The organism is Pseudomonas sp. FDAARGOS_761, assembly GCF_013343155.1.
Lineage (GTDB): Bacteria > Pseudomonadota > Gammaproteobacteria > Pseudomonadales > Pseudomonadaceae > Pseudomonas > Pseudomonas aeruginosa.
The window spans coordinates 5,113,694-5,138,548 of sequence record NZ_CP054572.1 but is presented as its reverse complement, the minus strand read 5'-3'; the positions used below and the strand labels follow the sequence as shown (position 1 = coordinate 5,138,548).

Sequence of the window (24,855 nt, the reverse complement as noted above, 5' to 3'; positions counted from 1 at the left end):
AGTCTATGACGCACTCCGCGCCTTGGACACGCGGTCGCTCGCCGTGGCGCATCGGCCGGGCCGAGACGGGCGGACCGAGGCCCGCCCGCGCGATTCAGCGGGCAGCCAGCTGGGCGGCGATGGCGTCCATCAGCTTGTCGCCGATTCGGGTGTCGAAGGCCTGGTCGATCTCGCGGATGCAGGTCGGGCTGGTGACGTTGATTTCCGTCAGATAATCGCCGATCACGTCGAGGCCGACGAACAGCAGGCCGCGCTCGCGCAGGTGCGGGCCGACCTCGGCGGCGATCCAGCGGTCGCGCTCGCTCAGCGGCTGGGCCACGCCGCGGCCGCCGGCGGCGAGGTTGCCACGGGTCTCGCCCTGGGCGGGGATGCGCGCCAGGCAGTAGGGCACCGGTTCGCCGTCGATCATCAGGATGCGCTTGTCGCCGTCCTTGATTTCCGGCAGATAGCGCTGCGCCATGATCTGCTGGCTGCCATGCTGGGTGAGGGTCTCGAGGATCACCGAGAGGTTCGGGTCGCCTTCGCGGTGACGAAATATCGACGAACCGCCCATTCCGTCCAGGGGTTTGAGAATGATGTCACGATGCTCGGCGGCAAACTCGCGCAGAATATCGGATCGCCGGCTGACCATCGTCGGCGGAGTGCACTGGGTGAACTGCGTGGCGAAGAACTTCTCGTTGCAGTCGCGCAGGCTCTGCGGCCGGTTCACCACCAGGGCGCCGGCACGCTCGGCCTGTTCCAGCAGGTAGGTCGAATAGACGAATTCGTTATCGAAGGGCGGGTCCTTGCGCATCAGGATCACGTCCAGTTCGTGCAGCGGTTGGTCGCTTTCCGCTTCCAGTTCGAACCAGCGGGAGGCATCGTTGAAGACCTTCAGCGGGCGCATGCGTCCACGCGCGACGCCGGCCTTCTGGTAGAGGTCCTGCTGTTCCATGTAGAACAGCGACCAGCCGCGGGCCTGGGCAGCCAGCAGCATGGCGAGCGAGCTGTCCTTCTTGAAGTTGATGCGCGCGATGGGGTCCATGACGATCCCGAGGCGTACGCTCATGGGAATTCCTCCGAAAGGGGGTGGGTTGTCCGGTCGCGGCGGGGAGGCCGCGTGGCAAGCGGGTTTGACGCTCAGGTTGGCGCCCCGTTTGCGCTTGGTCAAGGAAAAAGCCGGCCTGTTCCGGGCATTATGGATAGAGTTGCGTCGAGTGTGCTAAAAAGGCCCGCGATTGGGTCGCAGCCCGTCGGTGACAGGGCGTTAGCGCACTGAAGAAAACACAGAAGAATGATTCACCGAGTCGATATAGGGCGAACATGGAACAGCAATCCGACGGTTTGAAAGTGATGGTGATCGACGATTCGAAAACGATTCGTCGCACCGCCGAAACACTGCTGAAAAAGGTCGGTTGCGACGTGATCACGGCAATCGACGGCTTCGATGCCCTGGCGAAGATCGCCGATACCCATCCGAACATCATTTTCGTCGACATCATGATGCCGCGCCTGGATGGCTATCAGACCTGCGCCCTGATCAAGAACAACAGCGCGTTCAAGTCCACCCCGGTGATCATGCTGTCCTCCAAGGACGGCCTGTTCGACAAGGCCAAGGGGCGCATCGTCGGCTCCGACCAGTACCTCACCAAGCCGTTCAGCAAGGAAGAGCTGCTGGGCGCGATCAAGGCACACGTACCCAGCTTCACCCCGGTGGACGCCGTTTCCTGATATCCGGCCGCATGGCCGTTGATGCTTATTTCGTGATGGGGATCCCATGGCTCGTATTTTGATTGTTGATGACTCTCCGACCGAGATGTACAAGCTGACCGCCATGCTGGAAAAGCATGGTCACCAGGTACTCAAGGCCGAGAACGGCGGCGACGGCGTCGCCCTGGCCCGCCAGGAAAAGCCCGACGTGGTCCTGATGGACATCGTCATGCCCGGCCTCAACGGCTTCCAGGCGACCCGTCAGTTGACCAAGGACGCCGAGACCAGCGCCATCCCGGTGATCATCGTCACCACCAAGGACCAGGAGACCGACAAGGTCTGGGGCAAGCGCCAGGGCGCTCGCGACTACCTGACCAAGCCGGTGGACGAAGAGACCCTGCTGAAAACCATCAATGCGGTGCTGGCGGGCTGAGCCCGTCGCAGCGCATCGCTCACCCTGACCCCGGAAAGACCAGGCCCCGCATGTCGGACGTTCAGACCCCCTTCCAGCTCCTCGTCGACATCGATCAGCGCTGCCGACGCCTGGCCGCCGGCCTGCCGGCCCAGCAGGAGGCGGTGCAGAGCTGGAGCGGGATCGGCTTCCGCATGGGCGGGCGGTTCTTCGTCGCCCCCATGGGGGAGGTCGGCGAAGTCCTGCACGAACCGCGCTACACCCAGCTGCCGGGCGTGAAGACCTGGGTCAAGGGGGTGGCCAACGTACGTGGCCGCCTGCTGCCGATCATGGACCTCTGCGGTTTCCTCGGCACCGAACTGTCGCCCTTGCGCAAGCAGCGGCGGGTGCTGGTGGTGGAGCACCTGGACGTGTTCGCCGGCCTCATCGTCGATGAGGTGTTCGGCATGCAGCACTTCCCGGTGGACACCTTCAGCGAACAGCTGCCGCCACTAGAAGCGGCACTGCAACCCTTCATTCATGGCGTCTTCCATCGAGAGCAGCCGTGGCTGGTGTTCAGCCCGCATGCGCTGGCGCAACACCAGGGCTTCCTCGACGTCGCCGTATAAACAGCTTCACCGGTTGGGCCGGTCTGCCGGCCCGTGTCGTGACATGGAAATCGTAATCGTGGTCGGTCCGGGCGGGGGCCAAATATGAAGAAAATCAACGCAGGCAATCTTTTCGCGGGCATGCGCAGCAGCTCGGTGATCGCGGGGCTGTTCATCGTCCTCATCGTCTCGATCGTGTTGCTGTTCGCCAACTTTGCCTACCTCAACACCCAGTCGAACCATGACAAGCAGTACATCGGCCATGCCGGCGAACTGCGCGTCCTGTCGCAGCGGATCGCGAAGAACGCCACCGAAGCGGCGGCGGGCAAGGGCGAGGCGTTCAAGCTCCTGAAGGATGCGCGCAACGACTTCGAGAAACGCTGGAACATCCTGGTCAACGGCGACGAGAGTACATCCCTGCCGCCCAGCCCCGAAGCGGTGAAGCCGCAGATGGACGTGGTGCAGCAGGACTGGGACGGCCTGCGCAAGAACGCCGACTCCATCCTCGCCAGCGAACAGACCGTACTGTCCCTGCACCAGGTGGCCTCGACCCTCGCCGAAACCATCCCGCAGCTGCAGGTGGAATACGAAGAGGTGGTCGACATCCTGCTGGAGAACGGTGCCCCGGCCGACCAGGTCGCGGTCGCCCAGCGCCAGTCGCTGCTCGCCGAACGTATCCTCGGCTCGGTGAACAAGGTGCTGGCCGGCGACGAGAACTCGGTGCAGGCCGCCGACAGCTTCGGCCGCGACGCCAGCCTGTTCGGCCGCGTACTGAAGGGCATGCAGGAAGGCAACGCGGCGATGAGCATCTCCAAGGTGACCAACGCCGAGGCGGTGGATCGCCTGAACGAGATCGCCGAACTCTTCGAGTTCGTCTCCGGCTCGGTGGACGAGATCCTCGAGACCTCGCCCGACCTGTTCCAGGTCCGGGAAGCGGCGAACAACATCTTCAGCGTTTCGCAGACCCTGCTGGACAAGGCCTCGCAACTGGCCGACGGCTTCGAGAACCTGGCCGGCGGGCGTAGCATCAACCTGTTCGCCGGTTACGTCCTCGGCGCCCTGGCCCTGGCCTCGATCATCCTGATCGGCCTGGTGATGGTGCGCGAGACCAACCGCCGGCTGGCCGAGACCGCCGAGAAGAACGACCGCAACCAGGCCGCGATCCTGCGTCTGCTCGACGAGATCGCCGACCTCGCGGACGGCGACCTGACCGTGGCCGCGACCGTGACCGAGGACTTCACCGGCGCCATCGCCGACTCGATCAACTACTCCATCGACCAGCTCCGCGAACTGGTGGAGACCATCAACCAGACCGCCGTGCAGGTGGCCGCAGCGGCCCAGGAAACCCAGTCCACCGCGATGCACCTGGCCGAAGCCTCCGAGCACCAGGCGCAGGAAATCGCCGGCGCCTCGGCGGCGATCAACGAAATGGCGGTGTCGATCGACCAGGTATCGGCGAACGCCTCGGAATCCTCGGCGGTAGCGGAACGTTCGGTAGCCATCGCCAACAAGGGCAACGAGGTGGTGCACAACACCATCACCGGCATGGACAACATCCGCGAGCAGATCCAGGACACCTCGAAGCGAATCAAGCGCCTCGGCGAGTCGTCCCAGGAGATCGGCGACATCGTCAGCCTGATCAACGACATCGCCGACCAGACCAACATCCTCGCCCTGAACGCCGCGATCCAGGCGTCGATGGCTGGGGACGCGGGCCGCGGCTTCGCCGTGGTAGCGGACGAGGTACAGCGACTGGCGGAACGTTCCTCGGCGGCGACCAAGCAGATCGAGGCGCTGGTGAAGACCATCCAGACCGACACCAACGAAGCGGTGATCTCGATGGAGCAGACCACCTCCGAGGTGGTCCGCGGCGCGCGCCTGGCCCAGGACGCCGGTGTGGCCCTGGAGGAGATCGAGAAGGTATCCAAGACCCTCGCGGCACTGATCCAGAACATCTCCAACGCCGCCCGTCAGCAGGCATCGTCGGCCGGCCACATTTCCAACACCATGAACGTCATTCAGGAGATCACCTCGCAGACCTCCGCCGGTACCACCGCCACCGCGCGGAGCATCGGCAACCTGGCGAAGATGGCGAGCGAGATGCGCAACTCGGTATCCGGCTTCAAACTGCCGGAGGGCGTGGAGCAGGCCTGAGCATAGGCGCGGCGGCCGCCTGGCGGGCGCCGCGTCGACACCTTGGACGAGGGGCACGGCATGCAGGCGAACGGCGTCTGGTCACTGCAGCCGCTGGCCGATATGTCGGCAGCGGAGTTCCGCGACTGGCAGGTCCTGTTGGAGAACCGCACCGGCGTGGTGCTCAACGAGCAGCGCCGGACGTTCCTGCAGGCCAGCCTGACCGCGCGCATGCGTGAACTGGGCATCGGCGACTACCACAGCTACTACCGCCAGGTGACCGACGGTCCGCGTGGCGCAGTGGAGTGGGCGACCCTGCTGGACCGCCTGACCGTCCAGGAAACCCGTTTTTTCCGTCATCCCCCGTCTTTCGAGCTGCTCGAGCGCTACCTGGGCGAGCGCCTGCGCCGCGAAGGCATGCCGCGGCCCTGGGCCCTGTGGAGCGTCGGCTGCTCCAGCGGCGAGGAACCCTACTCGCTGGCGATGTGCGCCGCGCAGGCGTTGCGCGGGCAGGAACGGGAAGATTTTTTCGGCGTCACCGGGACGGATATCAGCCTTCACGCCCTGCAGCGGGCGCGGCAGGCGAACTATCCGGCCCGCAAGCTGGAGCAACTGGAGGCCGGACTGGTCGAACGCTATTGCGAACGCCAGGCCGACGGCAGCTTCAGCGTGAAAACGATACTGACCGAGCGCGTCTGCTGCGCCCGGCTGAATGTGCTGGACCTGGCGAAGGCGCCCTGGTCCGGCATGGACGTGATTTTTTGTCAGAACCTGCTGATCTACTTCCGTCGCTGGCGACGGCGCGAGATCCTCAACCGGTTGGCCGAACGGCTGGCGCCGGGAGGCTTGCTGGTGATCGGGGTCGGCGAAGTGGTCGACTGGAGCCATCCGGAGCTCGAGCCGGTCGCCGACGAGCGGGTCCTGGCCTTTACCCGTAAGGGGTACTCAGGCACATGAATGGAGTGGCTATGGGTGACCGGCACGACTACGTCGCTCTGGAATGGGTGAAAGGCGAGATCGCCGAAACCCTGAAACAGGCGCGCCAGGCGCTGGAAGCGTTCGTCGAGAACCCGCAGGACCCGACCCGCATGCGGTTCTGCCTGACCTACGTGCACCAGGTGCAGGGCACCCTGCAGATGGTCGAGTTCTACGGCGCGGCCCTGCTCGCCGAGGAAATGGAGCAGTTGGTCCAGGCCTTGCTGGACGGTCGCGTGCCGAACCAGAGCGAGGCCCTGGAAGTGCTGATGCAGGCGATCCTGCAACTGCCGGTCTACCTCGACCGGATCCAGACCGCCCGGCGCGACCTGCCGATGGTGGTCCTGCCGCTGCTCAACGACCTGCGCGCCGCGCGCGGCGAGAAGCTGCTCTCGGAAACCAGCCTGTTCGCGCCCGACCTGTCGCAGCGCCAGCCGCAACTGGACGGCGAGGCCATCGCGCAACTGCGCACCGACGAACTCGGCGGCTTGCTGCGCAAGCTGCGCCAGACCCAGCAGATGGCCCTGGTCGGCCTGCTGCGCAACCAGGACGTGGCCACCAGCCTCGGCTACCTGGCGCGTGTCTATGCGCGCCTGGAGGGCCTGTGCCGCGAGGCACCGCTGGGGCCGCTGTGGAGCATCGCTTCCGGCCTGGTCGAGGGCCTGGCCAACGGTAGCGTGGTCAACAGCGCCTCGGTGCGCACCCTGCTGCGCCAGCTCGACCGCGAACTCAAGCGCCTGGTCGAGCAGGGCGCCGACGGCCTGAACCAGGCCGCGCCGGACGAGCTGGTGAAGAACCTGCTGTTCTACGTGGCCAAGGCGCCTTCGCAGTCGCCGCGAATCCGCGCACTGAAGGAACAGTACCGCCTCGACGAGGCGCTGCCCGACCACGAGACGGTGGATGCCGAGCGCGCCCGCCTCGCCGGACCCGACCGCGACGCGATGCGTTCGGTGGTCGGTGCGTTGTGCGAGGAACTGGTGCGGATCAAGGACAGCCTCGACCTGTTCGTGCGCAGCGACCGTGGCCACCCCTCGGAACTGGACGCCCTCCTGGCGCCGCTCAAGCAGATCGCCGATACCCTGGCGGTACTCGGCTTCGGCCAACCGCGCAAGGTCATCCTCGACCAGTTGGACGTCATCCACGCCCTGGCCCAGGGCCGCCGCGAGCCGAGCGACGCGATCCTGATGGACGTCGCCGGCGCGTTGCTCTACGTCGAGGCCACCCTGGCCGGCATGGCCGGTCCCGGCGACGAGCGCAACAGCGAGGAAAGCCGCCTGCCCACCACCGATGTGGCGCAAATCCACCAGTTGGTGATCAAGGAAGCGCGCAACGGTCTGGAGCAGGCCAAGGACGCGATCATCGAGTTCATCGCCTCGCAGTGGAACCACGAGCACCTGGCCCGCGTGCCGGAGCTGCTGACCCAGGTCCGCGGCGGCCTGGCGATGATCCCGCTGGAGCGCGCCGCGACCCTGCTGGAAACCTGCAACCGCTATATCCAGGAACAGCTGCTGGCGCGCAAGGCGGTGCCGGACTGGCAGAGCCTGGATACCCTGGCCGATGCCATCACCAGCGTCGAGTATTACCTGGAGCGCCTGAGCGAGGACCATGCCAGCCAGAGCGACCTGATCCTCGACGTCGCCGAGGACAGCCTGGCGAACCTCGGCTATACGCTGAAACCGAATTCGTCGGCCCCGGCCGAGCCCGGCCTGTCCGGGCCCGCTGCCATCGAGTCCCCTGCTGCCGAGCCGGAGAGGCCGGAGGCGGTCGTCGAGGTCGCCGAGACAGCGGAGCAACCGCCCGCCGACACGGCTTCTGCCGAGGCGGCGAGGGAAGATGCCCCGCTGCTGGCCAGCGACGACAACTGGACCCTTGGCGAAGTCGTGCCCGACGCCGGCGAGCCGTCCCTCGACCTGGCCCTGGACCTGCCGCTGGACGATTCCGCCGAAGTGCCGCCGGCGTTGCCGGAGGTGGTCGAGGAGAGCGGCCAGCCGCAGTCGACCCCGGCGCCTGCCCGCAGCCTGGACGATTTCAGCCTCGACGAGATCGATCTCTCCGGCCTCGACCTGCCCGCCGATGCGGCCCCGGCCTCCGGGCCGGCGGCCCTGGCGGACTGGTCGCTGCCGGAGCAGTGGGGGCTCGGCGATGACCTGGCGCAGCCGGCGCAGGCCGGCGAGACGTTGGATCTGAGCCTGGAGGAGCCGGCACTGTCCTTCGACGCGCCGCTGGAAAGCCTCGAGCCGTTGCCGGCGCTGGAGCCTTTCGACGGCTCCGCTGAACAGGAGCTGGTTCTCGATGCGCTCGATCCGCTGCCGCTGGATGTAGCCTTGCCGGAGGCGGAGGGCGAGGTGTCCGCCTGGGAGGGCTCGAGCCTGGAGGAACTGGATCTTTCCGACCTCAATCTCCCCGAGGTGCAATTGCCCGAGGCCGAGGCGCCGCCTGCCGCCGAGGCGCTCGCCAGCGCAGCGCCGGCCCTGTCTCTGGCCGAGGTGATGGCTGCGCCGGTGCAGCCGATCAACCCGCCGGCGCAGAACGTTCCGGTCAGCCTGCTGCCGCCTCCGGCCGACGAGGAACCGGTGGACGAGGAACTGCGCGAGGTCTTCATCGAGGAGGCCGGCGAGGTCCTGGAGACCATCGGCCGCTACCTGCCGGCCTGGAAAGCCGACCACGACGACCGCGACGCGCTGACCGAGGTACGCCGTGCCTTCCATACCCTCAAGGGCAGCGGACGGATGGTCCGTGCCCTGGTGATCGGCGAACTGGCCTGGTCGATAGAGAACCTGTTCAACCGCGTGCTCGATCGCAGCATCGCCGCCAGCGAGCCGGTTCAGCGAGTGGTGGACCAGGTCGTGGCCCTGTTGCCTGAGCTGGTCGAGGAGTTCGCCGCCAATGCCCAGCGCCAGCGCGACGATGTCGACCTGCTGGCGGCCACCGCGCATGCCCTGGCCAAGGGCGAGCCGCTGCCGGAACCGCCGGCGCCGGACGACGGCGGAGTACCGCCGGAAGCCGGGGCGGAGCAGCCGTCGAGCCTGGAGAACGGAGTCCAGGCGCCGCCATTGGCCGACGCGCCGCAGGCCGCTGCCGAGGCGCAGAGCGACGTCGAACTGCTCGATCCGCAACTGCTGGAGATCTTCACCAACGAGGCGGAGACCCATCTCGAGGCCCTGGTCGGCTTCCTCGCCGACTGCGCCCGCGAACTGCCGCAGCCGGTCACCGATGCCTTGCAGCGTGCCCTGCATACCCTCAAGGGTAGCGCGCACATGGCCGGCATCCTGCCGATCGCGGAGATCGCCACGCCGCTGGAAAAACTGGTCAAGGAATACAAGTCCAACCTGCTCGCCTTCGACCTGCGCGAAGCCGAGTTGCTGCACGACGCCGAGCAACTGTTCCGCATCGGCCTGGAACAGGTCGGTGCGCACCGGCCGTTGAACCCGATCCCCGGCAGCGATGCGCTGCTGGAGCGTATCGAGGCACTGCACCAGGAGCGCATCGCCTCGCTCGAGGCCGAGCGCTACAGCGATGCCGGCGAGCGCCGCGATCCGTTGCTGATCGAGGCGTTCCTCGTCGAAGGCATGGACATCCTGCTGGACGCCGAGGACTTGCTCGAGCGCTGGCACGAGCATCCGCAGGAGCGCCAGGAGCTGAGCGCGCTGCGCGAGGAACTCAGCGCTCTGGACCAGGGCGCCCGGCATGCCGAGCTGCCGCAGGTGGAAGAACTCTGCCAGGCCTTGCTGGCGCTCTACGATGCCGTCGAGGAAGGCCGCCTGGCGGTCAGCCCGGCGTTCTTCGAGGAAGCCCGCCAGGCCCATGAGGCGCTGATCGGGATGATGGACCAGGTCGCAGCCGGCCTGCAGGTCACGCCGCGTCCGGAGCGGGTCGCGGCCCTGCAGGAACTGTTGGAAGCGCCCGCCGCCGAGGCCGTTCCGTTCATCGACCCGGAGAGCCTCGGCGCCGACGATTTCCCCCCGGAAGACGAAGAGCTGGCCCTCCCCGAGGCGGTCTTCGAAGAGGCCGGGACGCCTGCCGAGGAGACCGTACCGGCAGCGCCTGCACCGGCTCCCGGCCGCGAGCTGGACGAGGAAATGGTGTCGATCTTCCTCGAAGAGGCGGTGGACATCCTCGAAAGCGCCGGCCAGGCACTGGCCCAATGGCAGGCCGAGCCGGGCGCGCTGTCTTCGCTCAGCGCCCTGCAGCGCGACCTGCACACCCTCAAGGGCGGCGCACGGATGGCCGAGATCGCCGAGATCGGCGACCTGGCCCACGAGCTGGAGGCCCTCTATGAAGGACTGGTCGACCGCCGTTACCAGCACTCCCCGCAACTGGCCGGATTGCTGCAAGCCTGTCACGACCGCCTGGCCGAACAGCTCGACCAGTTGAGCGCCGGCCAGCCCCTGGCCGACCCGCACGACCTTATCCAGGCGATCCGCCGGTTCCGCCAGGGCCCGCTGGCCGAGACCGCGACACCGGGCGAGGCGGAAAGCCCCGTCGAGGAACTCGTTGCACCGGCCGTCGAGGAGCCCGCCGTGCCTGCCGCGACGCAGCCGCCCGCTGCGGAGGCGTTCGAAGAGCGCGATCCCGAACTGGTGGAGATCTTCCTCGAGGAAGGCTTCGATATCCTCGACAGCGCTGCCGCCGCGTTGCAGCGCTGGATCGACGACGTCGACAACACCATCGAACTGGAAGCCTTGCAGCGCGACCTGCATACCCTCAAGGGCGGTGCGCGGATGGCCGAGATCGGCGAGATCGGCGACCTCGCCCATGAGCTTGAATTCCTCTACGAAGGCCTCTGCGGCGGACGCCTGCGCGCCAGCCCGGCCTTGTTCGGCCTGCTGCAGCGCTGCCACGACGAGCTGGCCGAGATGCTCGAGGCGGTGCGTGGCCATCGCACGCTGCCCGACGGGCAGGCGCTGATCGCGGAGATCAGGCGCCTGCGCAGCGATCCCGACGAGCAACTGAGCGTACCCACCAGCGTCAGCCTCAAGCCGCTGGCGGCGAAGGGCGCGGCGGCCGACGAGAGCGAGATCCTCGACATCTTCCTCGAGGAAGCCGACGACCTGCTGGAGAACCTCGAACTGGCGCTCGGCCGCTGGGACGGCGGCAACGGCGACGCCCAGCCGCTGGACGACCTGCTGCGGATCCTGCACACCCTCAAGGGCGGTGCGCGCCTGGCCGGGCAGACCGAGCTGGGCAACCTGGCCCACGACCTCGAGCAGCATCTCACCGATGCGCAGCAACAGGGCGCGCCGTGGCCGGACAGCCTGCTGCTGGATGCGCAGTCGGGGCTGGAAGGCCTGCAGCGGCAGGTCGACCTGTTGCGCGAGCGGCTGGCCGAGGACGACGAGGCCGGTGAACGGCCCGAGCCCGCCCAGGCGCTGGTCCAGGCCGACGATACCGACCGCGCGGTGGCCTCCGCGCTGGCCGAGCTGACCCGCCTGGCCCCGGCGGCCGGCGCGATCATGGCGGCCGAGGCGGCGCCTCCGGCTGCCCCGGCCACCACCCTGCCGTTCGTGCGCAAGGCCCAGGAGGCGGCCCAGGAGGCCGCTTCCCGGCGTGCCCCGCAGGAACTGGTGAAGGTGCCGGCGGAACTGCTGGAGAACCTGGTCAACCTGGCGGGCGAGACCTCGATCTTCCGCGGCCGGGTCGAGCAGCAGGTGAGCGACGTCGGCTTCACCCTCGGCGAGATGGAGTCCACCATCGAGCGGGTGCGCGACCAGTTGCGCCGCCTCGACACCGAGACCCAGGCGCAGATCCTCTCGCGTCACCAGGCCGATGCCGAACGCGCCGGCTACGAAGAATTCGACCCGCTGGAAATGGACCGCTATTCGCAGTTGCAGCAGCTCTCGCGCGCACTCTTCGAATCGGCCTCCGACCTTCTCGACCTGAAGGAAACCCTGGCGGCGAAGAACCGCGACGCGGAGACCCTGCTGCTGCAACAGGCGCGGGTCAACACCGAACTCCAGGAAGGCCTGATGCGTACCCGCATGGTGCCGTTCGATCGGCTGGTACCGCGTTTGCGGCGGATCGTCCGGCAGGTGGCCGGCGAACTCGGCAAGCAGGTCGAGTTCGTGGTCGGCAACGCCGACGGCGAGATGGATCGTACCGTTCTCGAACGCATCGTCGCGCCGCTGGAGCACATGCTGCGCAACGCCGTGGACCACGGCATCGAGTCCGGCGAGACACGCCGCGCGGCGGGCAAGCCGGAGCACGGTACGATCCGCCTGAACATCGGCCGCGAGGGCGGCGACATCCTCCTCACCCTCTCCGACGACGGCGCCGGCATCCGCCTCGACGCGGTACGGCGCAAGGCCATCGAGCGTGGCCTGATGAGCGCCGACAGCGACCTCAGCGATCATGAAGTGCTGCAGTTCGTGCTCGAGTCCGGCTTCTCCACCGCCGAAAAGGTCACCCAGATCTCCGGGCGCGGCGTCGGCCTCGACGTGGCCAACTCCGAGGTCAAGCAGCTCGGCGGCTCGGTGAGCATCCAGACCGAGCCGGGCCAGGGCACCCGCTTCAACGTGCGGCTGCCGTTCACCGTGTCGGTGAACCGGGCGCTGATGGTGCTATCCGGCGAGGATCTCTACGCGGTGCCGCTGAACACCATCGAGGGCATCGTGCGGGTTTCGCCCTACGAACTGGAGGCGCTCTACGACCAGCGCGGCGAGGCGGGGCTGGATACGCCCAGCTTCGAATACGCCGGGCAGTCCTACGAACTGAAGTACCTCGGCGAGCTGCTGAACAACGGCCAGGAACCCAAGCTGGTCGGCCAGTCGCTGCCCTTGCCGGTGATCCTGGTGCGCTCCTCGGAGCATGCGGTGGCGGTGCAGGTCGACTCGCTGGCCGGTTCCCGCGAGATCGTGGTGAAGAGCCTCGGTCCGCAGTTCGCCGGGGTCGCCGGGATTTCCGGGGCGACCCTGCTCGGCGATGGCCGGGTGGTGGTGATCCTCGACCTGCTGGCGACCATCCGCTCCCGGCACGCGCTGCTCGGCCAGGAAAACCGTCGCGAACGCCTGGCGCTGCGCCAGGAAATGGCGGCGAGCGAAAGCGAGCAGCAGCGGCCGCCGCTGGTCATGGTGGTGGACGACTCGGTCACCGTGCGCAAGGTCACCACCCGCCTGCTGGAGCGCAACGGCATGAACGTGCTGACCGCGAAGGACGGCGTGGACGCCATCGCCCAGCTCCAGGAGCACCGTCCGGACATCCTCCTGCTGGACATCGAGATGCCGCGCATGGACGGTTTCGAGGTCGCCACCCTGGTGCGCCACGACGAGCGCCTGGGCAACCTGCCGATCATCATGATCACCTCGCGGACCGGCGAGAAACACCGCGAGCGCGCGCTGGGCATCGGCGTCAACCAGTACCTCGGCAAGCCTTACCAGGAAACCGAGCTGCTCGAAGCCATCCAGTCCCTGGTCGGCCAGCATGAGTGAGCGCGCCACGCCACGGGTCGCGGTGATCGCCGACACCTCGTTGCAGCGCCACGTGTTGCAACAGGCGCTGCTCGGCCATGGCTACGAGGTGGTGCTCAACGCCGACCCGGCCAGGGTCGACGACGCCGCGCTGGAGTGCGCGCCCGACCTGTGGCTGGTGGACCTGACCCAGCAGGACGACTCGCCGCTGCTGGACAGCCTGCTGGAGCAGGACCGTGCGCCGGTGCTGTTCGGCGAGGGCCACGCGCCGGAGCGGCATACCGAACATTACCCGCGCTGGGAGCGGCGGCTGATCGGCAAGCTGAAGCGCTTGATCGGCGACCCCAGCGATGGCGTTGGCGACAGCCTCGGCGCATTGCTCGACGAGGAGCGTCCGCCGCGCCTGGAGATTCCCGGCGACCTCGCGGCGATGCCGCTGCAGGCCGGCGAAGCGGCCTGCGAGGTGTGGCTGCTGGCGGCCTCGCTCGGCGGCCCGGCGGCGGTGAAGGCATTTCTCGACGCCTTGCCCGGCGGCCTGCCGATCGGCTTCCTCTATGCCCAGCACATCGACGCCAGCTTCGAGCAGAACCTGCCGCAGGCAGTCGGCCGGCACAGCCAGTGGCATGTGAAGAACGTCCGCGACGGTGAAGCGCTGCGTTGCGGCGAGGTCATGGTGGTGCCGGTGCTGCACGAACTCGGTTTCCACCACGATGGGCGACTGAAATGCAGCCAGCGTCCCTGGCCGGAACCCTACACCCCGTCCATCGACCAGATGATGCTCAACCTGGCCCAGCAGTTCGGGCCCGACTGCGGGGTGATCGTCTTCAGCGGCATGGGTAGCGACGGCAGCGCCGCTGCCGCCTACGTGCGGCGCCAGGGTGGCGAGGTATGGACCCAGCGCGCCGACAGTTGCGTCTGTTCGAGCATGCCGGACAGCTTGCGCGAAGCCGGTTACAGCAGTTTCAATGCCAGCCCCCGCGAACTGGCCGAGGCATTGGTCAAGCATCTGGCCGCACGCTGCGCGCCGACAGGAGTCGAAACATGAACCAGGCCGTGATCGAGCAGGATGGCATGAGCCGGAACACCCCAGCCAACCCGACCCCGGACAGCCTCACCGGGCTGCTCCTGCCGCTGAGCGACCGCACCCTGCTGTTGCCCAACGTCGCCGTGGCCGAACTGATCGCCTATCGCAACCCGCAGGTCGCCGCCGGCGTGCCGCAGTGGTACCTGGGCCAGGTGGCCTGGCGCGACCTGCGCCTGCCGCTGCTGTCCTTCGAGGCGGCCTCCAGCGGCGAACAGCAGCCGGTACTCGGCAGCAGCGCGCGGGTGGTGGTCATCAACGCCCTCGGCGGACGACCCCATGTGAAATTCCTCGCCCTGCTGGTGCAGGGCATTCCGCGCTCGGTGCGGCTGGACGCCAATCTCGCGAGCACCGCCGCGCCGCTGGCGGCGCTGGAACTGGCGGCGGTGGACATCGGCGGCGAAACCGCGCGGATTCCGGACCTGGCCGGGCTCGAAGAGAAGCTCGCCGACGCCGGCCTGATCTGAGCCGTCCATGGCCGGCCTGCAGCACGCGCGGATCGGCGCCTCCCTCGAGGTCGCCAGCGCCAGCCTGGCCGGGCACCGCTTCGAGAAGCACAGCCACGACGAGTTCGTCATCAGCGCCAACCTCTGCGGATTGGAAGATGTCTGGCTGGATGGCCGTACCTTCCAGGCCGACAGCGGCGACCTGACCCTCTACAACCCGGGGCAGATCCAGGGCGGCGGCGTCCGCGACGGCCAGCCCTGGCGCTTCGCCAGCCTCTATCTGCCTGCCGCCGAACTGGCGAGCAGCCTGGATCTTTCCTCCGTCGAGTTCGACCGCCCGCTGCTGCGCAGTCCGGCGCTGGGCCGCGAGTTGGCCGCCAGCATCGAAGCCTTGCTGGCCAGCGACCGCTTCGCCCGCGAACGGGGCGAGGAGCGCCTGCTGGAGTTCCTTGGCCGCCTGCTGGCGGCGAGCGGCACCCGCCTGCCGCAGAGGGCCGATCCTGGGCGCCCGGCTGTCGCCCGCCTGCAGGCGCTGCTCGCCGAGCGCCTGGCCGAGCCGCCGGACCTGGATGGGATGGCGGAGCAGGTGGGCCTGTCGAAATACCACCTGCTGCGGGCGTTCAAGAAGGCCACCGGGCTCAGCCCGCGCCAGTGGAGCATGCAACTGCGCACCCGCCGCGCCCTCGGCCTGTTGCGCCGTGGCCTGGCGGTGGGCGAGGTGGCCCACGCCCTGGGCTTCGCCGACCAGAGCCACCTGACCCGTTACTTCACCAGCGCCTACGGCATTTCGCCGGGCCGCTACCAGCGCGCTGTGCGCGGCTGAACTGCGCAATCCGGTTCAAGTCCGCTTCGCTGCCGGCCGGGATAATCCGACGACCCACCCACGGAGTCGTCGTCCCATGCTCGCCATCTTCCTCGCGGCCTTGCTGTTCGGTTTCGCCTTCAATGTTTCTCCTGGCGCGGTGTTCAGCGAAACGCTGCGCCGTGGTTTGACCGGCGGCTTCCGCCCGGCGTTGCTGGTGCAACTGGGGTCGCTGATCGGCGATGCCGTCTGGGCCCTGCTCGGGCTCACCGGGCTGGCGCTGCTGCTGGGCTACGAACAGGTGCGGATTCCTCTGACCCTGGCCTGTGCCGCCTACCTGGCCTGGCTCGGCGTGCAAGGCTTGCGCGACGCCTGGAGTCCGCCGCTGGCGGCGGAGGATGCCGGCGAGCAGGGGCGCAACGCCTTCGGCGCCGGCGCGGCGATCTCCCTGTCCAACCCGAAGAACGTGGTCTATTGGGGCGCCCTCGGCAGCGCCCTGGCGGGGATCGTCGACGGCACGCCGAACCAGGCGCAGTCGCTGGTGTTCTTCGCCGGTTTCATGCTCTCGTCGCTGATCTGGTGCTTTTGCTGCGCGGCGCTGGTGGACTGGCTGCGGCGCAACACCTCGCTGTTCTGGCACCGCGTCAGCTACGCCGGTTGCGGCGTGCTCCTGCTCGGCCTGGCAGGACTGGCGCTGCGCGGGCTGTAGCCGCGCCTCAGGCCGGCGCCAGGCGCCGCCGCAGCAGGCGTTGGCGCAGGCTTTCGAACCTGCCGAGGTCGACATGCCGGGCATGGTCGCCGACGACGATCCGGCCGTCGGGCAGCTCCGCCCAGTGCTGTAGTCCGCCCTCCAGGTCCAGTTCGCCGTAGCGGATGCGCAGCGCCCGGCCGGATTCGAGGTGCCAGAGCTGGGCGAGGTCCCGCGAGCGATGCGGTTCCAGCCACGGCGCCAGGAGCAGCCAGCCTCCGTCCAGGGCCTGGAGCTTCAGGTAGGGGCCTTCGGCCAGGCCGTCCAGCGAGTGGCTGCGGATCTCGCCGCTGTCGAGCCGGCCTTCGCAGAGCGTTTCACGCTCCAGCCAGACGATGGTCCCGGGCGCCGCCGAGGTCGGTTGCGCCGGATCGGCGGGCAGATCCTTGCCGACGGGGAACGGCAGGGGCTGGATGCGTGCCTCGCGCCATTCGAAGAACTGCCCGCGGGAGAGCAGGCAGACGCGCTGGTCCGGAGTGGTGAAGACCGCCGGCGGATTCTCGATGGAGCGCCGCGCTTGCGGCACCTCGAAGAGCAACCGCGGTTCGTCGTTGCCCTGGGCGAAGCCCGGATAGAGGAAGAACAGGCCGCGGTCGGCCAGGAGCAGGTCGTCCCCGGCCAGGCCGATGGCAAGTTCCGGGGTGCGGCGTTGGCGCAACGACTGCGCCGGCGGCAGCGGCAAGGGCGGTAGTTCGGGCGTCAACGAGGCGAGGTCGCGGGAGCGATGCAGCCAGGCGTAGGGGCTTCCCGAACGGGTCATCCTGATCCAGGCGTGCAGGCCGTCCGCCGAACTGGCCCGGCAGAGCAACGCGCCCTGGGTTTCCTCCGCGCCATCGGGCAGGCGTTGCAGCCTGGGCCATTGGCGCAGGTCCAGCAGGTTGCGGCTGTCCTCGCCCGGCAGGCGGGCGATGGCCAGGCCGGGCGCCAGGTGCTCGGCGTGTTCGAGGCAGATGTAGGCCGAAGCCGGCGCCAGGCCGGCCGGCGCGGCGGCGGGGAGGGCCGCCCGGGCGCCCTCAGGGGCGTCTTCCTGGCGCAGCGTGCGGGCGTTGTGGCCCTGCGCTGCGAGCGCATCGAGGAGGCGCCGGCTGTGGGGAGCGCCGACCACGTACAGGTTCAGGCTGTCGTCTTCGTCCAGGCGCTCCACCAACGCCAGTCCCAGGGATTCCAGCTCCTGGCCGAGGGCTGGCAGGAAATCCTCGGGAAGGTCGTCGCGCAGGCGCTCCAGCAGTGTCTCCAGTGCGGCGGAGGCCAACTGCGGGAAGCGTCCGGCATAGTCTCGGCGGAGTACGCCGAGCACGTCGGGCAGGCGGATCTTCCAATCGAAGGTAACGGGCGTGTCCATGCGTGCGATCCGTTGCGAAGTGGGTTGCGCAACGGTATTCACTGGCTGTCGCCGTTGTAAAGCGGCGGGAGAGATATCAGGCGAAGTCGCCCCAGAGTTGCTGGGCCACTGCCAACGCCACCACCGGCGCGGTCTCGGTGCGCAGCACTCGCGGGCCGAGGCGCGCGGCGTGGAAACCGGCCGCCTGCGCCTGCTCCACCTCGGCATCGCTCAGGCCGCCTTCGGGACCCACCAGGAAGGCCAGGCGCGACGGCGGCACATGGCTGGCCAGGGGGGCGGCTACTGGGTGCAGGACCAGCCTGAGCTCATCGTCCCGCCCGCGCAGCCAGTCCTCCAGGGCCAGCGGCGGATGGATCAGCGGCAGGCTCGAACGGCCGCACTGCTCGCAGGCGCTGATCGCCACCTGGCGCCAGTGTTGCAAGCGCTTGTCGGCGCGCTCGTCCTTCAGGCGCACTTCGCAACGCTCGCTGACGATCGGGGTGATTTCCGCCACCCCCAGCTCGGTGGCCTTCTGGATCGCCCAGTCCATCCGCTCGCCGCGCGACAGGCCTTGCCCCAGGTGGATACGCAGGGGCGAGTCGGGCTGGCCGGCGAACTGCTCGCGGAGTTCGACGCGGACATTCTTCTTGCCGACCTCGACCAGCTCGCCGAGGTATTCCCGGCCGCTGCCGTCGAACAGTTGCACGGCGTCGCCCGTGGCGTGCCGCAGCACGCGGCCGATGTAGTGGGCCTGGGTCTCGGGCAGGTCGTGCTGGCCGAGGGCGAGGGGCTGGTCGACGAAGAAGCGGGACAGGCGCATGGCGATTCGAGGGTAGTGGCGACAGGCGCGCAGTTTACTGCCTGCCGCGGGGCGCTGGAACCGGCCCCCTCGGGACGAAGGGGCGGCGACGTTCAGCCCGGATCGCGGTGGTCCGGGTGGAAGTCGCTGACCGCCACGCTGACCGCGTCGCGGGTGGCGATGTCGATGCCTTCGCTGGCCACCTCGGCGAGGAAGTCGATCTGCTCCGGGGTAATCACGTAGGGCGGCAGGAAATACACCACGCTGCCCAGCGGGCGCAGCAGCGCGCCGCGCTCCAGGCCATGCTGGAAGACCTTCAGGCCGCGGCGCTCCTGCCAGGGGTAGGGCGTCCTGGACGCCTTGTCCTGGACCATTTCGATGGCCAGGACCATCCCGGTCTGGCGCACCTCGGCGACATGCGGGTGGTCGGCCAGGTGCGCGGTGGCCCTGGCCATGTGGGTGGACAGCGCGCGGTTGGCCTCGATCACCTTGTCTTCCTCGAAGATGTCCAGGGTCGCCAGGGCGGCGGCGCAGGCCAGCGGGTTGCCGGTATAGGTGTGCGAGTGGAGGAAGGCGCGCAGGGTCTGGTAGTCGTCGTAGAAGCCCCGGTAGATGGTCTCGCTGGTCAGCACCGCGGACATCGGCAGGTAGCCGCCGGTGAGGGCCTTGGACAGGCAGAGGAAATCCGGGGCGATGCCGGCCTGCTCGCAGGCGAACATCGTCCCGGTGCGGCCGAAGCCCACCGCGATCTCGTCGTGGATCAGGTGCACGCCATAGCGGTCGCAGGCTTCGCGCAGCAGCTTGAGGTAGACCGGATGGTACATGCGCATGCCGCCGGCGCCCTGGATCAGCGGTTCGACGATGACCGCGGCGATCTCGTCGTGCCCTTCGGCCAGGGTGCGCTCCATGTGGGCGAACATGTTCCGCGAATGTTCTTCCCAGCACATGCCGTCCGGACGCAGGAAGCAGTCCGGGCTGGGCACCTTGATGGTGTCCAGCAGCAGCGACTTGTAGGTTTCGGTGAACAGCGCCACGTCGCCCACCGACATCGCCGCGATGGTTTCGCCGTGGTAGCTGTTGGTCAGGGTGACGAAGCGCTTCTTGCGCGGCCTGCCGCTATTGAGCCAGAAGTGGTAGCTCATCTTCAGCGCGACCTCGATGCCCGCCGAGCCGCTGTCGGCGTAGAACACCCGGTCGAGCCCCGGCGGGGTGATCTTCACCAGTCGCTCCGACAGCTCGATCACCGGCTGGTGGCTGAATCCGGCGAGGATCACGTGCTCCAACTGGTCGACCTGGTCCTTGATGCGCTGGTTGATGCGCGGGTTGGCGTGGCCGAACACATTGACCCACCAGGAACTGACCGCGTCGATGTAGCGCTTGCCTTCGAAATCCTCCAGCCAGACGCCTTCGCCGCGGCGGATCGGGATCACCGGCAGGCGTTCGTGGTCTTTCATCTGGGTACAGGGATGCCAGAGTACGTTCAGGTCGCGCTGCATCCAGTCGGCGTTAAGGCCCATGGGCTGTCTCCTCGGATCGATCGGCAAAGCCTATGCAATGGGGGTGAGATGAACAACCCGGTGGGTTGGGACACATCCGACAGCAGCCGCCGACGGACTCCTATGGTGGCCCAAACGGCTCTGGCGTATGCTGCGCGCCGTTGCGTCTTTGCTTTTTTCTGGGGAGTCCGGTATGTCGTTAAGGTGGCTGCGCGCCGCGGCGTTTCTCATGTTGGGGGTGTTCAGCGCGGTGGCGCTGGGCAAGGATAGACAGCCTACGGCGATCGTCGTCGGCGCGGGCCTGGCAGGCCTGAGCGCGGCCTACGAATTGCAGAAGGACGGCTGGCAGGTCACGGTGCTCGAGGCGCGGCCGCAGGTGGGCGGGCGTTCCGGCCTGGCCACCAGCGAATGGGTCGGCAACCAGAAGGTCCAGCCCACGCTCAATGCCTACCTGGACACCTTCAAGCTGAAGCCGGTGCCGGCGCCGGACTTCGTCCGCACCCCCAGCTACCTGATCGACGGCCTGTACTACAGCAGCAGCGATCTCGCGCTCAAGCAGCCGAACGTCGCCGCCGACCTCAAGCGCTTCGAGTCGACCCTGGACGATCTCTCGGCATCGATCTCCGATCCGCTCAACCCCGCCTCGAGCAATACCCTGTTCGCCCTCGACCAGATGAACGCCGCGCGCTGGCTGGACAAGCTGAACCTGTCGCCGACCGCGCGCCTGCTGGTCAACCAGCGTATCCGCTCGCGCTACGACGAACCGTCGCGCCTGTCGCTGCTCTACCTCGCCCAGCAGGGCCGCGCCTACCGTGGCGTCGACGACCGCGACCTGCGCGCGGCGCGCCTGCCCGGCGGCAGCCAGGTGCTGGCGGAAGCCTTCGTCAAGCAGATCAAGACGATCAAGACCAAGTCCAAGGTGTCGAGCATCGTCCAGGCCAAGGACGGCGTCGCCGTCAAGGCCGGCAGCGAGACCTACAAGGCCGACTACGTGGTTCTCGCCGTGCCGCTGAAGGCGCTCGGCCAGATCCAGATGACCCCGTCCCTGAGCGGTACCCAGATGTCCGCGCTGAAGGGCACCAACTATGGCTGGCGCGACCAGATCCTGCTGAAGTTCAAGCGTCCGGTGTGGGACGACAAGTCGCGCCTCTCCGGCGAGATCTTCAGCGACCAGGGCCTGGGCATGATCTGGGTCGAGCCGGCGCTGAAAGGCGGCGCCAACGTGCTGATCAACCTGTCCGGCGACAACGCCCGCGTGCTGCAGGCTTTCGGCGACCGGCAGATGGTCGACCAGGTGCTGATCCGCATGAACAAGTTCTATCCGAAGATGCGCGGTGCCTTCGCCGGCTACGAAATTCGTCGCTACAGCGCCGACCCGGGCACCGGCGGTTCCTACCTGGCCTACGGTCCGGGCCAGGTGACGCGCTTCTGGCGGATCTGGGAACAGCCGCTGTCGCGGGTCGCCTTCGCCGGCGAGCACACCGATGCGCTGTACCCCGGCACCATCGAGGGGGCGCTGCGCAGCGGCAAGCGCGCCGCCAGCCAGGTGCGCGACCTGTACGCCGGCAAGACGCCGGTGATCGAGGGCGCACCGATGGTGGCGAAGGCCGAGAAGGTAGCCGCACCGACGACCGGCGGCGAGAAGAAGAACCCGTTCGCCTGGTTCACCCGCCTGTTCGATTGATCCCCTTCGCCGGCGCCGGAAGCTCCGGCGCCTTGCGCTTCCCGGTTCGCAGCGCAATCCAGGGTTTTTTCTTAGCCTGCGAACCTATCTTGTGAATCGATGTTTCAAAGCAGAATTTTCTGCTTTAACTCGATGGATTTGCCGCTAGTCTTGAGGCTTCGCTTTTCAAGGAAGTTTTTCATGCAGTGGCGCAATACCTCATCCCGTTACGGCGTATTCAGCCTGTTCCTGCACTGGGGCAGCGCGCTGGTGGTCTTCGGCCTGTTCGGCCTGGGCCTGTGGATGCGCGAACTGAGCTATTACGACCCCTGGTACCACCCCGCGCCGGCGCTGCATAAAAGCATCGGCATCCTGCTGGCCATCGCCCTGCTGGTGCGGATCGTCTGGCGTTTCGTCAGCCCGCCGCCGCCGGCGCCGGCCAACCACGGTCCGCTCACGCGGGTAGCGAGCAAGCTCGGCCACCTCGCGCTGTACGGGCTGCTGCTGGCGGTGATCGTCGCGGGCTACCTGATTTCCACCGCCGACGGCGAACCGATCAGCGTATTCGGCTGGTTCTCCGTGCCGGCGACCCTCAGCGGGCTGCCCGACCAGGCGGACGTCGCGGGTGAAATCCATCTCTACCTGGCCTGGGCGCTGGTGGTCTTCGCCGTCCTCCATGCCCTGGCCGCCCTCAAGCATCACTTCGTCGACCGCGACCCGACCCTAAAGCGCATGCTCGGTCGCTCGTCGAATGATCAACAACCACGTTAAGGAGAATGTCCATGCTGAAGAAGACCCTTGCCGCGCTGGCGCTCGGCTCCGCACTGTTCACCGCCGGCCAGGCAATGGCCGCGGACTACAAGATCGACAAGGAAGGCCAGCACGCCTTCATCGAGTTCCGCATCAAGCACCTGGGCTATAGCTGGCTGTACGGCCGCTTCAACGACTTCGACGGCAGCTTCACCTTCGACGAGAAGAACCCGTCGGCCGACAAGGTCAAGGTGACCATCAACACCAACAGCGTGGACACCAACCATGCCGAGCGTGACAAGCACCTGCGCAGCGGTGATTTCCTCAACGTCAGCAAGAACCCGACCGCTACCTTCGAATCCACCGAAGTGAAGGCCAACGGCGACAGCGCCGACATCACCGGCAACCTGACCCTGAACGGCGTGACCAAGCCGGTCACCATCAAGGCCAAGCTGATCGGCCAGGGCGACGACCCGTGGGGCGGCTACCGTGCCGGCTTCGAAGGCAGCGCCACCCTGAAGCTGAAAGACTTCGGCATCAAGATGGACCTCGGCCCGGCATCCCAGGAAGTCGAGCTGCTGCTCTCCGTCGAAGGCATTCGCCAGTAAGCGGATACCTGAAACGAAAAACGCCGGCGATCGCCGGCGTTTTTCATTGTGCTTCGAAAAGAATGTTCTTAAATATCCTCAAGCGGTTGCGCGGCCAGGCATTGGTCGAGGAGATGCACCAGGGTGGCTTGTTCCTCCGGGGTGAGCGGGGCAAACAACTCGTCATGCACGCGTGACATGATGGCTTCCGCATGCTGGTGGATGGCCAGCCCCTCGTCGGTGAGGAAGAGCTGGAAGCTGCGCTGGTCGCTGGGGTTGCGCTCGCGGCGGACCAGGTTTCTTCCCTCCAGCTCGCGGATCTTCCGGGTGATCAGTGCCTTGTCGCGGCACATCTGGCGTCCCAGGTCCTGCAGGTTCAGCCCGCGTTGTTCGTCGATAAGCTTCAATACATGGACGTCGGGCGGGGTCAGGTCGAGTCGCTGGCAATCGAGCTCGCTCTGGATGCGCGTCCGTACATGCTGGAAGACCGCCATCAGCGCGGGCATCAGGTCGGGATTCACGGGGTAGTTCATTGGTTTGGCCGAGTAAACCTAATGTAAATGTGGTTGATCCAGTCAACTATTTTGCTTATTTTAGTTGACCTTATCAACCTTGTTTCAGGTTCTGAATATGGGCCATGGCGCCGGGTGGATAACCGGCCATCGAGCTAAAACGTTTCAGGTGTTTTCACGCGAGGCTTTCGGACGTTTACAAACACCTATGAATGTAAGTATTTTGCCTGCCTTCTTCGAGCCGGTGCAGCGCCTTCACGCTGCATCGGCCGCTTTCGCTCATGAGGACAACGCTATGCAACGAACGCCAGCCATGCGTGTACTGGTTCCGGCCCTGCTGGTCGCGATTTCGGCCCTTTCCGGGTGCGGAAAAAGCGAGGCGCCGCCGCCGGCGCAAACGCCGGAGGTCGGAATCGTGACCCTGGAAGCGCAGACGGTGACCCTGAATACCGAGCTGCCGGGCCGGACCAATGCGTTCCGCATCGCCGAGGTGCGTCCCCAGGTGAACGGCATCATCCTCAAGCGCCTGTTCAAGGAAGGCAGCGACGTCAAGGCCGGGCAGCAGCTCTACCAGATCGACCCCGCCACCTACGAGGCCGACTACCAGAGCGCCCAGGCCAACCTGGCCTCGACCCAGGAGCAGGCCCAGCGCTACAAGCTGCTGGTCGCCGACCAGGCCGTGAGCAAGCAGCAGTACGCCGACGCCAATGCCGCCTACCTGCAGTCCAAGGCGGCGGTGGAACAGGCGCGGATCAACCTGCGCTACACCAAGGTGCTGTCGCCGATCTCCGGCCGCATCGGCCGTTCCGCGGTGACCGAAGGCGCCCTGGTGACCAACGGCCAGGCCAACGCGATGGCCACCGTGCAACAGCTCGACCCGATCTACGTCGACGTCACCCAGCCGTCCACCGCCCTGCTGCGCCTGCGCCGCGAACTGGCCAGCGGCCAGTTGGAGCGCGCCGGCGACAACGCGGCGAAGGTCTCCCTGAAGCTGGAGGACGGTAGCCAATACCCGCTGGAAGGCCGCCTCGAATTCTCCGAGGTTTCCGTCGACGAAGGCACCGGCTCGGTCACCATCCGCGCCGTGTTCCCCAACCCGAACAACGAGCTGCTGCCCGGCATGTTCGTTCACGCGCAGTTGCAGGAAGGCGTCAAGCAGAAGGCCATCCTCGCTCCGCAGCAAGGCGTGACCCGCGACCTCAAGGGCCAGGCTACCGCGCTGGTGGTGAACGCGCAGAACAAGGTCGAGCTGCGGGTGATCAAGGCCGACCGGGTGATCGGCGACAAGTGGCTGGTCACCGAAGGCCTGAACGCCGGCGACAAGATCATTACCGAAGGCCTGCAGTTCGTGCAGCCGGGTGTCGAGGTGAAGACCGTGCCGGCGAAGAATGTCGCGTCCGCGCAGAAGGCCGACGCCGCTCCGGCGAAAACCGACAGCAAGGGCTGATCAA

At 67.3% G+C, this 24,855-nt stretch carries 19 protein-coding genes; 14 read left to right on the top strand and 5 right to left on the bottom strand.

Features of this window, described 5'->3' with window-relative positions; all coding sequences use genetic code 11:
- Window positions 1-94 precede the first annotated feature (94 nt).
- Window positions 95-1,048 carry a glutathione synthase gene (gene gshB, locus FOC67_RS23915; protein ID WP_003100943.1) on the bottom strand — a complete coding sequence of 318 codons (954 nt, stop codon included), beginning with the start codon at window positions 1,046-1,048 and terminating at the stop codon, window positions 95-97.
- Between the two features lie 254 nt (window positions 1,049-1,302).
- On the opposite strand from gshB, the gene pilG reads away from it, so the two are divergent.
- The 10 genes from pilG to FOC67_RS23865 all read left to right on the top strand — a co-directional run bounded on the left by pilG (window position 1,303) and on the right by FOC67_RS23865 (window position 16,237).
- Window positions 1,303-1,710 carry a twitching motility response regulator PilG gene (pilG, locus tag FOC67_RS23910; protein ID WP_003084583.1) on the top strand — a complete coding sequence of 136 codons (408 nt, stop codon included), beginning with the start codon at window positions 1,303-1,305 and terminating at the stop codon, window positions 1,708-1,710.
- A gap of 46 nt (window positions 1,711-1,756) precedes the next feature.
- The gene (gene pilH, locus FOC67_RS23905) at window positions 1,757-2,122 is read left to right on the top strand and encodes a twitching motility response regulator PilH (RefSeq protein WP_003084587.1); all 366 of its coding nucleotides are present in this window, start codon (window positions 1,757-1,759) and stop codon (window positions 2,120-2,122) included.
- A gap of 50 nt (window positions 2,123-2,172) precedes the next feature.
- A complete protein-coding gene (locus tag FOC67_RS23900; protein WP_003084590.1) occupies window positions 2,173-2,709 on the top strand; it encodes a chemotaxis protein CheW in 537 nt (178 codons plus the stop codon).
- A gap of 84 nt (window positions 2,710-2,793) precedes the next feature.
- Window positions 2,794-4,842 carry a chemotaxis chemoreceptor PilJ gene (gene pilJ, locus FOC67_RS23895; RefSeq protein WP_003084592.1) on the top strand — a complete coding sequence of 683 codons (2,049 nt, stop codon included), beginning with the start codon at window positions 2,794-2,796 and terminating at the stop codon, window positions 4,840-4,842.
- A gap of 60 nt (window positions 4,843-4,902) precedes the next feature.
- Window positions 4,903-5,778, top strand: a complete 876-nt coding sequence (pilK, locus tag FOC67_RS23890) for a type 4 fimbrial methyltransferase PilK (RefSeq protein WP_003084594.1) — start codon at window positions 4,903-4,905, stop codon at window positions 5,776-5,778.
- Window positions 5,779-5,789: 11 nt separating this feature from the next.
- Entirely contained in the window at window positions 5,790-13,220 is a 7,431-nt protein-coding gene (chpA, locus tag FOC67_RS23885; RefSeq protein WP_009315061.1) for a chemotaxis signal transduction system protein ChpA, read from the top strand.
- Window positions 13,213-14,244 carry a chemotaxis protein CheB gene (locus tag FOC67_RS23880; protein WP_009315062.1) on the top strand — a complete coding sequence of 344 codons (1,032 nt, stop codon included), beginning with the start codon at window positions 13,213-13,215 and terminating at the stop codon, window positions 14,242-14,244. Before chpA ends, FOC67_RS23880 begins: the two co-directional genes overlap by 8 nt.
- Window positions 14,241-14,747 (top strand): chemotaxis protein CheW, encoded by a 507-nt coding sequence (locus tag FOC67_RS23875; protein ID WP_003084602.1) that lies wholly within the window; start codon window positions 14,241-14,243, stop codon window positions 14,745-14,747. Before FOC67_RS23880 ends, FOC67_RS23875 begins: the two co-directional genes overlap by 4 nt.
- A 7-nt stretch (window positions 14,748-14,754) precedes the next feature.
- Window positions 14,755-15,549 carry an AraC family transcriptional regulator gene (locus tag FOC67_RS23870; RefSeq protein ID WP_003111539.1) on the top strand — a complete coding sequence of 265 codons (795 nt, stop codon included), beginning with the start codon at window positions 14,755-14,757 and terminating at the stop codon, window positions 15,547-15,549.
- A 76-nt stretch (window positions 15,550-15,625) separates the two neighbouring features.
- Window positions 15,626-16,237 (top strand): LysE family translocator, encoded by a 612-nt coding sequence (locus FOC67_RS23865; protein ID WP_003084610.1) that lies wholly within the window; start codon window positions 15,626-15,628, stop codon window positions 16,235-16,237.
- A gap of 7 nt (window positions 16,238-16,244) precedes the next feature.
- Here FOC67_RS23865 and FOC67_RS23860 read toward each other — a convergent pair whose 3' ends face one another.
- From FOC67_RS23860 to FOC67_RS23850, 3 genes are all read right to left on the bottom strand, one after another.
- A complete protein-coding gene (locus FOC67_RS23860) occupies window positions 16,245-17,660 on the bottom strand; it encodes a hypothetical protein (RefSeq protein WP_031627662.1) in 1,416 nt (471 codons plus the stop codon).
- Between the two features lie 34 nt (window positions 17,661-17,694).
- Complete coding sequence (locus FOC67_RS23855) at window positions 17,695-18,417, bottom strand: 16S rRNA (uracil(1498)-N(3))-methyltransferase (RefSeq protein ID WP_009315064.1); 723 nt, start codon at window positions 18,415-18,417, stop codon at window positions 17,695-17,697.
- A gap of 92 nt (window positions 18,418-18,509) precedes the next feature.
- Complete coding sequence (locus FOC67_RS23850) at window positions 18,510-19,913, bottom strand: adenosylmethionine--8-amino-7-oxononanoate transaminase (RefSeq protein WP_003106128.1); 1,404 nt, start codon at window positions 19,911-19,913, stop codon at window positions 18,510-18,512.
- A gap of 172 nt (window positions 19,914-20,085) precedes the next feature.
- Here FOC67_RS23850 and FOC67_RS23845 point away from each other — a divergent pair, with 172 nt between their 5' ends.
- From FOC67_RS23845 to FOC67_RS23835, 3 genes are all read left to right on the top strand, one after another.
- Window positions 20,086-21,576 (top strand): flavin monoamine oxidase family protein, encoded by a 1,491-nt coding sequence (locus tag FOC67_RS23845; RefSeq protein WP_009315065.1) that lies wholly within the window; start codon window positions 20,086-20,088, stop codon window positions 21,574-21,576.
- A 180-nt stretch (window positions 21,577-21,756) separates the two neighbouring features.
- A complete protein-coding gene (locus FOC67_RS23840) occupies window positions 21,757-22,326 on the top strand; it encodes a cytochrome b (RefSeq protein ID WP_003106133.1) in 570 nt (189 codons plus the stop codon).
- Between the two features lie 11 nt (window positions 22,327-22,337).
- Entirely contained in the window at window positions 22,338-22,913 is a 576-nt protein-coding gene (locus FOC67_RS23835; protein ID WP_003084626.1) for a YceI family protein, read from the top strand.
- A gap of 68 nt (window positions 22,914-22,981) precedes the next feature.
- Here FOC67_RS23835 and mexR read toward each other — a convergent pair whose 3' ends face one another.
- Window positions 22,982-23,425 (bottom strand): MarR family transcriptional repressor MexR, encoded by a 444-nt coding sequence (gene mexR, locus FOC67_RS23830; protein WP_004365054.1) that lies wholly within the window; start codon window positions 23,423-23,425, stop codon window positions 22,982-22,984.
- Between the two features lie 274 nt (window positions 23,426-23,699).
- On the opposite strand from mexR, the gene mexA reads away from it, so the two are divergent.
- Window positions 23,700-24,851, top strand: coding sequence for a multidrug efflux RND transporter periplasmic adaptor subunit MexA (mexA, locus tag FOC67_RS23825; RefSeq protein WP_003118819.1), 1,152 nt, complete (start codon window positions 23,700-23,702; stop codon window positions 24,849-24,851).
- Window positions 24,852-24,855 lie beyond the last annotated feature (4 nt).